Genomic DNA, 14,026 nt, shown 5'->3' with positions numbered 1-14,026 from the left:
CCCGGCTACGGCTATCCGCAGGCCCCCCAGCCGGCGCCGGGCTACGGCTACCCGCAGACCTCCCCACAGCCGAACAACCCGTACGCCCAGCCGTACGGCTCGCAGCCGGGCCCGTACGGGACTCCGCAGCCCGGCTACGGCTACCCCGCCCAGCCGCCGACCGTGTCGATGCACCCCCAGGGGGGACAGCCGGGCGGTGGCGGCAAGGGCAGGACCCAGCTGGCGATCATCCTCTCGGCCGTCGTCGCGATCGCGCTCATCATCGGCGGCGGGGTCTGGTACTCGAAGTCGTCCGGCGACGACGGCAAGCAGAACACCGCGAGCAGCGACAGCGACAAGGGCGGCACCGGCGGAGCCTCCTCCGGAGGCAAGGAGAAGGTGCCCGCCAACACCGCCTCCCAGGTCCTGTTCCAGGTGCCGATGCCGGAGGTGACCGAGACGGTCTCCACCTCCGGCTCCTGGCTCACCAACAAGGTGTACGCCAAGACCGGCAACGCCGAGATCGTCGGCTACGACCCCGTCAAGGGCACCAAGCTGTGGACCCTGAAGCTGCCCGGTCCGGTGTGCCAGGCCACCCGCCACGTCACCTCGGACAACAGAACGGCGATCCTGTACGAGCCCGCCATGCCGACCGCGACCAAGCGCTTCCACGGCTGCAGCCAGGTCGCGGCGATCGACCTCGACACCGGCAAGAAGCTGTGGACGCAGACGGTCAAGTCCGGTGACCAGGACGTCAGCCTGGACAACATCACCATCAGCGGCGGCACGGTCGCCGTGGGCAGCACCAGCGGCGGCGCCGCCTTCAGCATCGCCGACGGCAAGGCCCTGTGGCTCCCCAAGCCGGACGACACCTGCTACGACGCCGGCTACGGCGGCGGCGAGAAGCTGGTCGCGGTGCGCAAGTGCGGCCCGTACGACCAGCGGCAGCTGCACATCCAGACCATCGACCCGAAGTCCGGGAAGGTGATCTCCGAGTACAAGATGACCAAGGGCATCGAGTACGCGTCGATCGTCTCCACCAACCCGCTGGTCGTCGCGGCCGACGTCAACCGCAGCGCCGGCGACGGCAGCGGCATCTCGGACTTCTTCTCCATCGACAACCGGACCGGCAAGCTGCGCACCCGCATCTCGGCGCCCGGCGACAAGTACGCCGCCCGCTGCGACAACATCAGCAGGATCGAGCACTGCACGGGCATCGCGGTCGGCAACGACCGGCTGTACGTGCCCACCGAGCAGCACGACGGCACCGAGGAGTACACCAAGACCAACGAGATCGTCGCCTTCGACCTCGGCACCGGCAAGCAGACCGGCCAGCGCGCGGACGCGGGCGACGGCTACCAGATCTACCCGCTGCGCATGGACGGCGGGAACGTCATCGCCTACAAGCGCCCGCCCTACAACAAGGGCGGCCAGGTCGTGAGCATCGACGGCAACACCTTCAAGGTGACCAAGCTGCTGGAGAACCCGGCCAGCCGGAACGTGCGGAACGCGGAGATGACCATGTCCCCGGACTACTCCGAGATCCACTACTCCCAGGGCCGCCTCTACATGTCGGCGATCCACGCCAGCAAGATGAGGTCGGCCTTCGGCAAGCAGTACCTGGTGCTGGCCTTCGGCGCGAGCGAATGACCTCCCGGTCGTGACCTCGGCCGGGATCCCGCAGCCGTGACCCTCGAGGGGCCCTCGAGCGGTCCTCGGACGACCTCCGAAGGACCCTTGAAGGGCCCCTCGACGGCTTCTCGAAGGACGCGCGGAGGGCGCGCGGAGGGGCGCACGAAGGCCCCACGAAGGCCCCTGGAAGGAGAGGAATCCCAAAAAGTCCGTCGATCAGGGGCACTTCTCGCCGGTAGGGGCAGCGCGACGTCGAACAAGCGTGTAGCTTCCGAGGGCATGAAGGGCGGTGTACCGGGGGAACCACTGCCCGTCGGGCTGTGAGCGTCCGCTGGGGGGATTGGGGGGCTCGATTGGGAGTGCGGCTCATGGTGGTCGACGACCACCGACTGCTCGCCGAGGCACTGGCCTCGGCGCTGAAGCTGCGCGGACACCGTGTACTGGCCGCGGCGGCACCGACCGCGGGCGCGGCCGACGTGGTGATCAGCCGTGCGCCGGAGGTGTGCCTGTTCGGCACGGGAACACCGGCCGAGCCGGGCACATTCGACCCGGTGGTGAAGATCAAACGGGAGCGTCCCCAGGTCGCGGTGGTCGTCCTGGGACCGGTCCCGTCGCCGCGCGGCATCGCGGCCGCCTTCGCCGCCGGCGCCTCGGGCTACGTACGCCACGACGAGCGCATCGAGGGCGTCGAGCGGGCGATCATCAAGGCCAGGGCGGGCGAGGCGGCGATCGCCCCGCAGCTGCTCCAGAGCGCCTTCGACGAGCTGCTGAACCCCTCCGCCCAGCCGGACGACGAGGGCCGGCGCCTTCTGGAACTGCTCACCCCGCGCGAGGTGGAGGTCCTGGTCCGGGTCGCCGAGGGCGAGGACACCCGGCTGATCGCGGCCGGCATGGGCATCGCCCCCAGCACGGCCCGCACCCATGTCCAGCGCGTCCTGATGAAGCTGGGCGTGGGCTCCCGCCTGGAGGCGGCGGCCCTGGCCGCCCGCACCGGCCTGCTGGACCAGGTGGCCCGCCCGACGTAGCCACGGCCGGCCCGGCGCACGCCCACGGCACCCGCCGGCCCTCTGTCCTCGTGCCCGTTGTCCTTCATGCCACCAGGGCCCGCCTCGGTGGCGCCTTTGTGCCGCCGGGTGAGCGGTGAGCGCTGCCACCGCTCACCCGGCGGGCGGCCGGTGACGGCGCCCACCGCGCCTTCGCACCTCGTGCCCTCCGGCCGCATCCTCCGGGATGTCCTGACTGTCCTTCGCCCTTGTCCTCGGCCCTGGTGCCCTTCGGCCGTCGCGCCGGGACCGCCGTGCCCGGGACCGTCGTGCCCGGGACCGTCGTGCCCTCCTTCGGCCCGCCCTTCCTCCGAGACCTTCACGGATGATTGTTTATGATGTGTTATGTTTGATTGTGTTGGATGGGTGGTGGGGGCTGACAGGAGCGGGCCCGGGACCAGTAGGGAGTCCGACAGTGAAGAAGACCTCGACCCGGCTGGCCGACGGTCGTGAGCTCATCTACTACGACCTGCGGGACGACACCGTGCGCGGCGCACCCGACCGGCGCCCGCTGGAACGCGCGGTCACCACCTCCGAGATACGCCGGGACGTCCTGCTCGGCGACGCGGTCGTCATCGCCTCCCACCGCCAGGGCCGCACCTACCACCCGCCCGCCGACGAGTGCCCCCTGTGCCCGTCCCGGGACGGAAGACCGAGCGAGATCCCCGACTCCTCGTACGACGTGGTGGTCTTCGAGAACCGCTTCCCGGCACTGTCCGGCGACTCGGGCCGCTGCGAGGTCGTCTGCTTCACCTCCGACCACGACGCCTCCTTCGCCGACCTGAGCGAGGAGCAGGCACGGCTGGTCCTGGACGTCTGGACGGACCGCACGGCGGAGCTGTCGCATCTGCCGTCGGTCAAGCAGGTGTTCTGCTTCGAGAACCGCGGGCCGGAGATCGGTGTGACCCTGGGCCACCCGCACGGCCAGATCTACGCCTACCCCTTCACCACCCCGCGCACCGCCCTGATGCTGCGCTCACTGGCGGCGCACAAGGAGACCACCGGCGGCGAGAACCTCTTCGACGCCGTCCTGGAACGGGAACTCGCCGACGAGCGCGTCGTCCTCGAGGGCGAGCACTGGGTGGCCTTCGTGCCGTACGCGGCGCACTGGCCCTACGAGGTCCACCTGTACCCCAGGCGCCGCGTCCCCGACCTGCTCGCGCTCGACGAGGCGGAACGCGCGGAGTTCCCGCGGGTGTACCTGGAACTGCTGAGGCGCTTCGACCGCATCTTCGACGAACCGAACGGACCGAACGGACAGAACGAGCAGAGCTCACCGAGTGGACGGCCCGGACAGGACGGACGGAACGGACGGAGCGGCCCCGGGGACGGCCTTCCCACGCCGTACATCGCGGCCTGGCACCAGGCCCCGTTCGGCTCGCTGGCGGAGTTCGGCCCAGTGACCCGCGACGACTTCGCGCTGCATGTCGAGCTTCTCACCATCCGCCGCACTTCCGGCAAGCTGAAGTTCCTTGCCGGCTCCGAATCCGGCATGAGCGTGTTCATCAACGACGTGCCGCCCGAGCGCGCGGCGGAGAGACTGCGAGAGGTAGCGAGTTCATGAGCGGGAAATACCTGGTGACGGGCGGCGCGGGCTACGTCGGCAGCGTGGTCGCCCAGCATCTGCTGGAGGCCGGCCACGAGGTCGTCGTGCTCGACAACCTCTCCACGGGCTTCCGCGAGGGCGTGCCGGCCGGCGCCTCCTTCATCGAGGGCGACATCCGCGACGCCGCCAAATGGATGGACCCGTCGTTCGACGCGGTGCTGCACTTCGCCGCGTTCTCCCAGGTGGGCGAGTCGGTGGTGAAACCGGAGAAGTACTGGGAGAACAACGTCGGCGGCACGATGGCCCTGCTCGCCGCCATGCGCGAGGCCGAGGTGCGCACGCTGGTCTTCTCCTCCACGGCGGCCACCTACGGCGAACCGGAGCAGATCCCGATCGTCGAGACCGCCCCGACCCGGCCCACCAACCCCTACGGCGCCTCCAAGCTCGCCGTCGACCACATGATCACCAGCGAGGCGGCGGCCCACGGCCTGGGCGCGGTCTCGCTGCGCTACTTCAACGTGGCCGGCGCCCACGGACCGTACGGCGAACGCCACGACCCCGAGTCCCACCTGATCCCCCTGGTCCTGCGGGTCGCCCAGGGCCGCCGGGACGCGATCTCCGTCTTCGGCGACGACTACCCCACCCCCGACGGCACCTGCGTACGCGACTACATCCATGTCGCCGACCTGGCCGAGGCCCACCTCCTCGCCCTGCGGGCGGCCACCCCGGGCGAGCACCTGATCTGCAACCTCGGCAATGGCAACGGCTTCTCCGTCCGGGAGGTCATCGAGACCGCCCGGCAGGTCACCGGCCACCCCATCCCCGAGGTCGTGGCCCCGCGCCGGGCCGGCGACCCGGCGGTCCTGGTCGCCTCGGCCGACGCCGCCCGCGAAAAACTCGGCTGGAACCCCACCCGCACGGACCTCGCGGGTATCGTCGCGGACGCCTGGGAGTTCGCCCAGTACATCGCAAGGGAGAGGTAAGTGGGGGCACTTGAGGTCCGGGAAGGCTTCACCGCGCTGTACGGCACCGCACCGGAAGGGGTCTGGGCGGCGCCGGGCCGCGTCAACCTCATCGGCGAGCACACCGACTACAACGACGGCTTCGTGATGCCCTTCGCGCTGCCGCACACCACCCTCGCCGCGGTCGCGCGCCGCACCGACGGCGTTCTGCGCCTGCACTCGGCGGACATGCCGGGAGCACCCGTGGAACTGCGGGTCGCCGACCTGACCCCCGAGTCCGACCGGAACTGGACCGCCTACCCCGCGGGCGTGGTCTGGGCCCTGAGCCAGGCGGGCCACGAGATGACGGGCGCGGACATCCACCTGTCCTCGACGGTTCCCACGGGCGCCGGCCTCTCGTCGTCCGCGGCGCTGGAGGTGGTGGTGGCCCTGGCCCTCAACGACCTGCACGGCCTGAATCTGAGGGGCTGGCAGCTGGCCCGCCTGTGCCAGCGCGCCGAGAACATCTACGTCGGCGCCCCCACCGGCATCATGGACCAGACCGCCTCGGCCTGCTGCGAGGCGGGCCACGCCCTGTTCCTGGACACCCGCGACCTGTCCCAGCGTCAGATCCCCTTCGACCTCGCGGCCGAGGGGCTGCGTCTGCTGGTCGTCGACACCCGGGTCGGGCACGCCCACAGCGACGGCGAGTACGGCAGGCGCCGCGAGGGCTGCGAGAAGGGCGCGGCCCTGCTGGGCGTGGACGCCCTGCGCGACATCCCCGCCGACGGCCTGGACGCGGCACTGGACCGCCTCGGCGACGAGGAGGAGGTCCGCCGCCTGGTCCGCCACGTGGTCACGGAGAACGCCCGCGTCGAACGCGTCGTCTCCCACCTGCAGTCGGACGACCTGCGCTCCATAGGCCCGATCCTGACCGAGGGGCACATCTCCCTGCGCGACGACTTCCGGGTCTCCTGCCCGGAGCTGGACCTGGTCGTCGACACGGCCCTCGCCGCCGGCGCCCTGGGCGCCCGCATGACCGGCGGCGGCTTCGGCGGCTCGGCGATCACACTCGTGGAGGAGACCGACGTCGAGCCGGTGACCGAGGCGATCGAGAAAGCCTTCACCACGGCGGGCCACACACCCCCACGCGTCTTCGAGGCGGTTCCCTCGGCGGGCGCACACCGAGTGGACTGACGCCCCCTGCCCCCGCAGCCCGCACCGGCCCCGTGCACGCCGATCGTGCACAGGGCCGGCACCGTCATGGCCGCACTGGACACCGAGCCCCGAACGGCCAAGTCCCACAGAGGCTTTGACGGGCAACGGTAGTGTTCATGGAGCGGCACTGCGTGACCAGGGGCACACCGTCGGACACGGGGGGAGGGCATATGGCGTGGGATGAGTGGGAGCAGCTGAAAGCCCAGGCGGCCGAACGGCGTTCCACGAGGATGCAGCTCAACCAGTACCCGGCCGGTCAAGCGGGTGGCAGCACCCAGGGAGACCTCATGGCAGGGCAGAAGGACCTCGAAGAGGTCGGCAAGGCGGCCCATGAGCTGTTCGACCGTTTCACGAGCTACAGCAGGCACGCGCGTGCGGCCTCCGAGGCGGCCGCGAGCGGACTCAAGGGCGAGGGCTTCGCCCTGGGAGGCGCGCTGGAGCATGTGGCCCGGCGCTGGAGCGAGCAGAGCAAGACCCTGCTGGACGCCTGCGCCCATATCTCCAACCACCTGAGATACACCAAGAACCGGCACACAACCGACGACTCCTACATCGCCGGCACGGTCAGCAGCATCGCCACCCTCGACAAGGGTTTCGACGACCGGAAGGGCCACTGACGCCGATGGACCTCGACACCCTGCGCCACGGCAACTTCGCCAAGCTTGGTGAGGCGGTCACCGACTGGGAACAGATGACGAAAAAACTCGCCGACCTGAAGAAGGACGCCGAGGACAACCTCAAGGCGAAGGCCGACAGGGCCAAGTGGGCGGGAGTCAACGCCACCGTCAGCCGCGAGTTCATCACCAAGACCGCCGCCGAGTTCGCCGACGCGTACACCCAGGCCGACTCCATCACCAAAATCCTCAAGGACACGCGCGAAGAACTCATCGGCTACCGCGCTCAGCTGAACGACGCGATCAAGCGAGCCGCGGAACAGAACCTGACCGTGATCGACACCGGTGACGGCACGTTCACCGTGGTCGGCAACACCCGGCCCGACTGGGCGTCCGACCCCAGCGGAAAGACCGGTGTGACGGACCAGAAGGTGGTGGACGCCTTCCGCGACGAGATTCAGAGCATCCTGACCAAGGCGACGCAGAGCGACAACAGTGCCGCGAAGGCTCTGAGGCTTCTCGTCGACCAGGCCAAGTACGGCTTCACCGATGCCTCCTACGCGGACCGGGACGAGGCGGCCAGGGCCGTCGCGGCTGCGGAGAGGCTGGCGAAGATGGCCAAGAACCCGGCCGACATGAGCCTCGACGACATCGCCGCCTTCAGCCGCACGATGCGGAAGTACCACGACGACCCCTTGTTCGCGGAGCAGTTCGCGACACGTCTGGGGGCCAAGGGGGTACTCCAGTTCTGGACCGAGATGACCCATGCTCACGCAGGCGCCAGGGGCTCGGAACTCGAGACGATGAAGGACCTGCAGACCAACCTGAGCCTGACTCTGGCCACGGCGACCTTCTCGGACTCGGGCGCCATGCAGGACTGGAAGAAGGATCTCATCGCCGAGCGCAACACCAACTTCCGTGCCACGGGCTCACCCTTTCCCGTCGGTGCCCTCGGAGCCCAGGTGATCAGCAGCCTTCTGCACCAGGGACGGTTCGACACCGAGTTCCTCGACGACTACCGGAAGGAGCTGTTCAAGGCGGACAAGGCGGCAGGGAAGTCGGGTACCCGTGACCTGTGGATCAGGGGGTACGACGCCCTGGATCTCGTCTTCGGCGACGACAACGGCCGTGACCCGTTGAAGGGGCTGTTCGCGGCGCTCTCCCACAATCCCGAGGCGGCCGTGCACGCCTTCGAGTCCAAATCGGACCTGAACCACATGCTCGGCACCGTCAAATACACAGACCGGGGAGAGGCTCTCGGACGAGCCCTGGAGAGCGCCGTCACCGGAGTCGCCGCCGGCGACACCAGCTCCACGGCCCCGCCGCACAGCAAGACCCAGGTGCGGATCATGGGGAACATCATGGAGGCGGTGGCACAGCCAGGGGGAGACGGCGCGGACATGGTGAAGAAGGGGCTGGGCGAGAGTTTCGGGGACATGGCAGCGGCTTACATGCCGGAGATCAGCCAGGCGCTGGCTGGCGCTGAATCAGCAGCCATCTACCTTACGGACAGTGAAAGTCCTGATGCCTTTCAAAAGGAAGCCGTCCGTAACGTTGTGAGGTTCCTTGCAGAAACAGCCGCAGACCCTTCGGGCAGAGCAGGAATCATCTACGGAGAAACAATCTACACGGCCAGCCTTCTTGAGTCACATCTTTCCAACCCTTCCTTGTACGACGGCCCCCGCAGTCAGGTCCTTGAGGGTATTGCCAAGAATGCAGGTGTTATCGAGGGGATCGTTGGTCATTCCGTTGCGGACAGGGAGACAAAGGCCTTCATCGAAGGAGAGAAGAACTACAACGACGCCCTGAAGCAAAAGGGAGACTTCGCCAAGAGTTGGATCTCGATCGGCCTCACCGGCCTCAAGCTACCTGAAAGGTACGGCGGTGAACTCATGGGGGCCGTGGTCGGGGGAGGAGTCGGAGCCGTTGCCGGTGCGGCCGTTGACCGCCTGATCGAGGGGCAGCAGATGAAGGGCGCCAAGGACGAGGGGCTGTATGCGAGTGCCAAGGACCTCTATGTGATGTGGGACTCCGTAAATCGGCAAACACAATGGTCCACCGCAGACGCGCTCGATCGACACCATGTGGAACTTCCCAAGGATGGTGTCAGCTATTTGGTCCGCAACGCTGTCAATCAGGGGTGGGAGGCCGGTAAGGGACACCTGGAGAACACGAAGGAGCGTCCTTAGTGGAGAAGGTGCAGAAGGACCGGAAAGTGTTTGATGTCAGAAGAGATGTGAAAGTCCTTCTGCTCTTTCTGGCGGCGCTCGGAATCTTTTGCGGTGCTGGGTGGATTTTCCTCGTCAAGGGAATATACCTTCTCCCGGAGAAAATGTGCGAAGGTACGCTCGAGCGGGACATGGTAAAACGAGTGCTGCCGCAGGCGCGATCGGCCAACAGTGGTTTCAGCACTCGAGGTGCTGGACATAACCTCACTTTCTCGTGCTACGCCACCACCAGCAACGACTCGTCCCTCTCGGGAGAAGCCCGGGCACAGCCCACCTCCAGAGATAAATGGCTCAAGTACTATCGGGGGGCCGGTAGCCAGAGAAAGATCATCCGCGTCTCCGTGGGAGATGTAGAAGCTCTGGCTCTGACTGGTTCCAGTGCGACTTCGTCCGTCTACATACCCTGTGCGCCCCCCGCCGTTCCTTCCCACAATGCTTCCCAGCCGTACGCGGTTATCGGAGAGGCCCGGGTCTACGGACAGGCCAAGGCATCAGGCGTGTCGTTGCGGCAGGATCTGACCGACTTCGCCTACCAGTTGGCCGAGCACGCCTACAAGCTGGCCAAGTGCAAGCCTTCCCGTGACTTTCCCGAAGAGCTGCCCCGCTACGAGGACGACTGACGGGGACGCAGCCTTCTCGGGGCGAGGGAGACGGGGAACAGGACGACCGGTGCGATCAGTGACGTCACGACGACCATGGCGTCGACGCGGGGGGCGTCGCCGGTCCTGCCGTCCGCCCCGGGACGGATACACCGTGGACGACCTGTGCACGCTGCCCGGCCTTCCGCCGCACACCGAGCTGATCGACGGGAGCCTGGTCTTCGCAGGTCCGCAGCGGTATCTCCACAGCACTGTGATCGACCTTCCGGCGACCGGTCTGCGCCGCACGGTTCCCGGGACGATGAAGATCGTCAGGGAGATGACGGTCGTCCTGGACCGTCGTAACGGACCGGAGCCCGACAACTGTGTGGTCCGCGCGGAGGCGGTCACCGGCGGGGAGCAGACTCATTGCGCCGTCGCCGTCGCCGACGTCCGGCCGGCCGCCGAGGTCGTCTCCCCGGACGCCGGGGCCCGGGACCACGACACCAGGCCGCACAAGTACGCCGCCGCGGGCATCCCGCACTTCTGGCTGGCCGAGATGAGCGGCTCCGATCACCACCCCGTGGTCCGCACCTGCGAACTCGACCCGCTGACCCAGGCGTACGCCCTGACCGGTATCCACCGCGACCGGCTGAAGCTCGACGTGCCGTACGACATCGGCATCACCACGGAGGCGCTCGACGCGCTCTGAGGGCCGCCGTCGGCTCGGGCAGCCGGCCTCGGACGCCGGACCCAGAAGTCAGAGGCCCAGGCGTCAGACCAGGCGCTTCGTCAGGGTGTACTCCGTGATCCCCGGCGGGTAGTCCGGGATCGCGCACACCACCTCGTAGCCGTGCCGGCGGTAGAAGCCCGGGGCCTGGAAGTCCCAGGTCTCCAGGCGGGCGGCCGTGCAGTCGCGCTGGTCGCGGGCGATGCGTTCGGCCTGCCGGAGAAGGCGGGAACCCAGGCCCGCCCCGCGGTGCGGGGCGTCGACCCACAGATGGGTCACATGCAGCCACCTCGCCCAGGTGTGGCCCACCAGGCCGCCGGCCAGGGCGCCCGAGTCGTGCAGGGCCCACAGGTGCAGGGGTGTTTCGTGTGCGGCGGGAGTTCCGCGCAGGGCGGCGATGACCGGCGAGGCCGCCGTGTTTGTGTCGCGGAGGCGGGAATGGAGCAGATCACGGCGCTCCTTGTCGACTTCTGCCTCGATACGAAACATGCGGCACACCCTAGACGCGTCGGACGGTCAGTTCCGAGAATTGCCTTCCCCTGGCGTTCACCGCCCGTACTCTGAGAGCGGTACCGGTGGGGGCCGGTACCGGTCAGGGGGGTGAGAAGCGTCGGGGGACGAGCCGGTCGGCGTTCTCCGGCGCATTCTTTGGCGCGTTTCGACGTTGAGAAGCCCCTGCTCTGCCAGGAGCCTGGGGAAGGGGGTTTTCCGTGGTCCGTGTCCGAGTCCTGGTCGTCGACGACCATCGCATCTTCGCCGAGTCGCTCGCCGCCGCCCTGGCCGCCGAGCCCGACGTCGACGTGTCCGCCGCCGGGTCCGGGCCGGCCGCGCTGCGCTGCCTGGAGCGGGCCGCAGCCGAGGGCCGCCGCTTCGACGTCATGCTCGTCGACGCCGACCTCGGCAGAAGCGCCCCCGGGGCCCGCCCCGCCGTCCCCGTGCGGGAGGGCGAGGAGGACGGGCTGGTGGACGGCATCTCCCTGGTCTCCGGGGTGCGCAACGCCCAGCCCTCGGTGCGCTCCGTCGTCCTGGCCGAGAAGGACGACCCGCAGCGCGCCGCACTCGCCCTGCAGGCCGGGGCCTGCGGCTGGGTCGCCAAGGACTGCTCGCTGTCCCGGCTGCTCACCGTCATCCGCGGTGTCCTGCGCGACGAGACCCATCTGCCACCGGCCCTGCTCACCGGCGTCCTGCGGGAGCTGACCGCCGCCCGCAGGCACCGCACCGAGAGCGAGCGCCTGGTGGAGTCGCTGACCCCGCGTGAGCGGGAGGTGCTGCGCTGCATGGTCGCCGGGCTCGGACGCAAGGCCGTCGCCGAACGGCTGTACCTGTCCCCGCACACCGTGCGCACCCATATGCAGAACGTCCTGGGCAAGCTCGGCGTCCACTCCACCCTCGCCGCCGTCGCCCTCGCCCGCCGCGCGGGAGTGGGGCCCGTCGAGCTAACCGGAGACGTTGTCGAACGGGGCGGTCAGCTGGCGTAGCAGATTCGCCAGCTCGGCCTGCTGGGCGGGCGACAGCTCCGCGAGGATCGCCCGCTCCTGCTCCAGCAGCTCCGCCAGGGAGCTGTCCGCGCGGTCCCGGCCCTCCTCCGTCAGACGGACCAGGACACCACGCCGGTCGTTGGGGTCGGGAAGGCGCTCCACCAGGCCCTTCTTCGCCAGCCGGTCGATCCGGTTGGTCATGGTGCCCGAGGTGACCAGGGTCTGGGTCAGCAGCTGTCCGGGGGAGAGCTGGTACGGCGCTCCCGCGCGCCTGAGCGCCGTCAGGACGTCGAACTCCCAGGGTTCCAGGCTGTGCTCGGAGAAAGCCTGCCGCCGCGCACGATCCAGGTGCCGGGCCAGTCTGCTCACCCGGCTGAGTACTTCAAGCGGCCCCACATCGAGGTCCGGACGCTCCCGGCGCCACGCTGCGACCAGCCGATCGACCTCGTCCTCCATAGCGGTCAGTGTAGTGGTTGTGTCGACGTGAAGTCTCTTGATATTCATTCTCTCGACATCAAGATATAGGTTGGAGCGAGAGCCGAGGAGGCCGACATGCCCGCTCCCGTACCCGTGTGGGACCCCGCCCAGTACCTGCGCCACGCCGACCACCGCACCCGTCCCTTCACCGACCTGCTCGCCCGCATCCCCGACCTGCCCGAAGGCCCCCGCCCGCCCCGCATCGCCGACCTCGGCTGCGGCCCCGGCAACGTCACCGCCCTGCTCGCCGACCGCTGGCCCACCGCACACATCACCGGCTACGACAACTCGCCCGAGATGCTCGACAAGGCCGTGACCGACCACCAGGGCCCCACCCCCGGCGGGGGACGCCTCGACTTCGCCCACGCCGATGTGCGCACCTGGACCCCCGACGAGCCGTACGACCTGATCGTCAGCAACGCCACCCTGCAATGGGTGCCCGGCCACGCCGACCGGTTCGCCGACTGGATCGCCGCCCTCCGCCCCGGCGGCACCTTCGCCTTCCAGGTGCCCGGCAACTTCTCCGCCCCCAGCCACCGGCTGATGCGCGACCTCGCGGGCTCCGCCCGCTGGCGCGACCGCCTCGCGGACACCCTCCGCCACGAGGACGCGGTGCTCGCCCCCGAGGCGTACCTGGAACGGCTGACCGGCCTCGGCTGCACGGCGGACGTCTGGGAGACGACCTACCTCCACCTGCTGACCGGCGAGGACCCGGTCCTGGACTGGCTGAAGGGCACCGGGCTGCGGCCCGTCCTCACCGCCCTCGGCGACGACCCGGCAGCCCTCGAGGAATTCCTGGACGAGTACCGCACCGCCCTGCGCGAGGCCTACCCGGCCGGCCCGCACGGCACCCCGTTCCCGTTCCGGCGGATCTTCGCCGTGGCCGTCAAGAAGACCGCCGGGAAGTAAGGGGGCACGACCGAGATCCCCGAGCCGCCGGCCCCGGCCGCACGCGGCGGCTGCTGGTTCCGGGCCGGGACCGTCCGGCTTTGCCCGGGCATCGAGCAGGACTTCCGCCTCGTGAGGAGGGCCCGCCCCGGCCTGAAGGCCACCGGCGTCGCCGCGTACACCGCCCGGCTCGAGGCCCATGGAGCGCCCGTCGCCCGGGACGACGGCCTGCCGGGCCGGCGGCGCTTCTTCTCCGGGGACCCGGTGGGCAGCCGGCTGGAGTTCCTGGAGCCCTTCCGGGAGAACCCCGGCGAGGCCGGCCGGGACCCCGGCCGGTGACGGGCGGGGAACCGCCGAAGGCAGGCGGAGGGCGCACGGGGACGAGCGGGGAGGCCCGAAGGACGGGCGGAGGCGTCCGGCGACGGGCAGGGACGGCCGAAGACGGCCGAAGGCGCCTGGAAGCCGGAGGCGCCCGAGAAGGAGCAGGAAAAAAGAGGCGCTCAAAAGGACCCGAAAGAGGGACGAGGGCGCGGCCGGAAGAGGGACACCGGGCGGCAGCCGGGGACTAGGAACCGGACGGCGGCCGGAGACCGGTGGCCGGGGACCGGACGGCCCCCGCCCGGCAGGAGGCGGGATCCCCCGGGCCGGCCGGTCCTAGGGCCTGTCTGATAATT

At 69.4% G+C, this 14,026-nt stretch carries 13 protein-coding genes and 1 pseudogene; 12 read left to right on the top strand and 2 right to left on the bottom strand.

Annotation, left to right across the window (positions count from 1 at the left end; translation table 11 throughout):
* From CCN35_RS19470 to CCN35_RS19435, 9 genes are all read left to right on the top strand, one after another.
* A partial coding sequence (locus tag CCN35_RS19470; protein WP_245863286.1) for an outer membrane protein assembly factor BamB family protein occupies positions 1–1,629 on the top strand: 1,629 nt, incomplete at its 5' end.
* Positions 1,630–1,964: 335 nt separating this feature from the next.
* The gene (locus CCN35_RS19465; protein WP_079129785.1) at positions 1,965–2,636 is read left to right on the top strand and encodes a response regulator transcription factor; all 672 of its coding nucleotides are present in this window, start codon (positions 1,965–1,967) and stop codon (positions 2,634–2,636) included.
* Positions 2,637–3,069: 433 nt separating this feature from the next.
* Positions 3,070–4,218 (top strand): galactose-1-phosphate uridylyltransferase, encoded by a 1,149-nt coding sequence (locus tag CCN35_RS19460; protein WP_086793743.1) that lies wholly within the window; start codon positions 3,070–3,072, stop codon positions 4,216–4,218.
* A complete protein-coding gene (galE, locus tag CCN35_RS19455) occupies positions 4,215–5,183 on the top strand; it encodes a UDP-glucose 4-epimerase GalE (protein WP_067396404.1) in 969 nt (322 codons plus the stop codon). The genes CCN35_RS19460 and galE overlap by 4 nt, the downstream gene beginning before the upstream one ends.
* Positions 5,184–6,338, top strand: a complete 1,155-nt coding sequence (galK, locus tag CCN35_RS19450; RefSeq protein WP_086793742.1) for a galactokinase — start codon at positions 5,184–5,186, stop codon at positions 6,336–6,338.
* Between the two features lie 191 nt (positions 6,339–6,529).
* Positions 6,530–6,976 carry a hypothetical protein gene (locus tag CCN35_RS19445; RefSeq protein WP_086793740.1) on the top strand — a complete coding sequence of 149 codons (447 nt, stop codon included), beginning with the start codon at positions 6,530–6,532 and terminating at the stop codon, positions 6,974–6,976.
* A gap of 5 nt (positions 6,977–6,981) precedes the next feature.
* Positions 6,982–9,162, top strand: coding sequence for a hypothetical protein (locus CCN35_RS19440; RefSeq protein ID WP_211285553.1), 2,181 nt, complete (start codon positions 6,982–6,984; stop codon positions 9,160–9,162).
* Entirely contained in the window at positions 9,162–9,821 is a 660-nt protein-coding gene (locus CCN35_RS28125) for a hypothetical protein (RefSeq protein WP_143631671.1), read from the top strand. Before CCN35_RS19440 ends, CCN35_RS28125 begins: the two co-directional genes overlap by 1 nt.
* 133 nt (positions 9,822–9,954) lie before the next feature.
* On the top strand, positions 9,955–10,491 hold the full coding sequence (locus CCN35_RS19435; protein ID WP_425444308.1) for a Uma2 family endonuclease: 537 nt from the start codon (positions 9,955–9,957) through the stop codon (positions 10,489–10,491).
* A 63-nt stretch (positions 10,492–10,554) separates the two neighbouring features.
* Here the strand turns inward: CCN35_RS19435 and CCN35_RS19430 are convergent, their stop codons facing one another.
* The gene (locus CCN35_RS19430) at positions 10,555–10,998 is read right to left on the bottom strand and encodes a GNAT family N-acetyltransferase (protein ID WP_067396418.1); all 444 of its coding nucleotides are present in this window, start codon (positions 10,996–10,998) and stop codon (positions 10,555–10,557) included.
* Between the two features lie 221 nt (positions 10,999–11,219).
* On the opposite strand from CCN35_RS19430, the gene CCN35_RS19425 reads away from it, so the two are divergent.
* Positions 11,220–11,987, top strand: coding sequence for a response regulator transcription factor (locus tag CCN35_RS19425; protein WP_067396421.1), 768 nt, complete (start codon positions 11,220–11,222; stop codon positions 11,985–11,987).
* Here CCN35_RS19425 and CCN35_RS19420 read toward each other — a convergent pair.
* A complete protein-coding gene (locus CCN35_RS19420; RefSeq protein WP_067396423.1) occupies positions 11,946–12,443 on the bottom strand; it encodes a MarR family winged helix-turn-helix transcriptional regulator in 498 nt (165 codons plus the stop codon). The genes CCN35_RS19425 and CCN35_RS19420 overlap by 42 nt on opposite strands.
* Before the next feature lie 96 nt (positions 12,444–12,539).
* Here CCN35_RS19420 and CCN35_RS19415 point away from each other — a divergent pair, with 96 nt between their 5' ends.
* On the top strand, positions 12,540–13,373 hold the full coding sequence (locus CCN35_RS19415) for a trans-aconitate 2-methyltransferase (RefSeq protein ID WP_067396426.1): 834 nt from the start codon (positions 12,540–12,542) through the stop codon (positions 13,371–13,373).
* 3 nt (positions 13,374–13,376) lie between these two features.
* A pseudogene (locus CCN35_RS19410) lies at positions 13,377–13,691 on the top strand (VOC family protein); the annotation flags it as partial.
* Positions 13,692–14,026: the final 335 nt, after the last annotated feature.

Source organism: Streptomyces thermovulgaris, from assembly GCF_002155915.1.
Taxonomy (GTDB): domain Bacteria; phylum Actinomycetota; class Actinomycetes; order Streptomycetales; family Streptomycetaceae; genus Streptomyces; species Streptomyces thermovulgaris.
The sequence above is the reverse complement of the archived record's forward strand: the minus strand, read 5'-3'. Positions and strand labels throughout refer to the sequence as shown.

Bases quoted from the DNA above. Each gene is read 5' to 3' on its own strand.
- galE (WP_067396404.1), top strand. From the start codon at position 4,215: ATGAGCGGGAAATACCTGGTGACGGGCGGCGCGGGCTACGTCGGCAGC.
- CCN35_RS19445 (WP_086793740.1), top strand. From the start codon at position 6,530: ATGGCGTGGGATGAGTGGGAGCAGCTGAAAGCCCAGGCGGCCGAACGG.
- CCN35_RS19430 (WP_067396418.1), bottom strand. From the start codon at position 10,998: ATGTTTCGTATCGAGGCAGAAGTCGACAAGGAGCGCCGTGATCTGCTC.
- CCN35_RS19420 (WP_067396423.1), bottom strand. From the start codon at position 12,443: ATGGAGGACGAGGTCGATCGGCTGGTCGCAGCGTGGCGCCGGGAGCGT.
- CCN35_RS19440 (WP_211285553.1), top strand. From the start codon at position 6,982: ATGGACCTCGACACCCTGCGCCACGGCAACTTCGCCAAGCTTGGTGAG.
- CCN35_RS19415 (WP_067396426.1), top strand. From the start codon at position 12,540: ATGCCCGCTCCCGTACCCGTGTGGGACCCCGCCCAGTACCTGCGCCAC.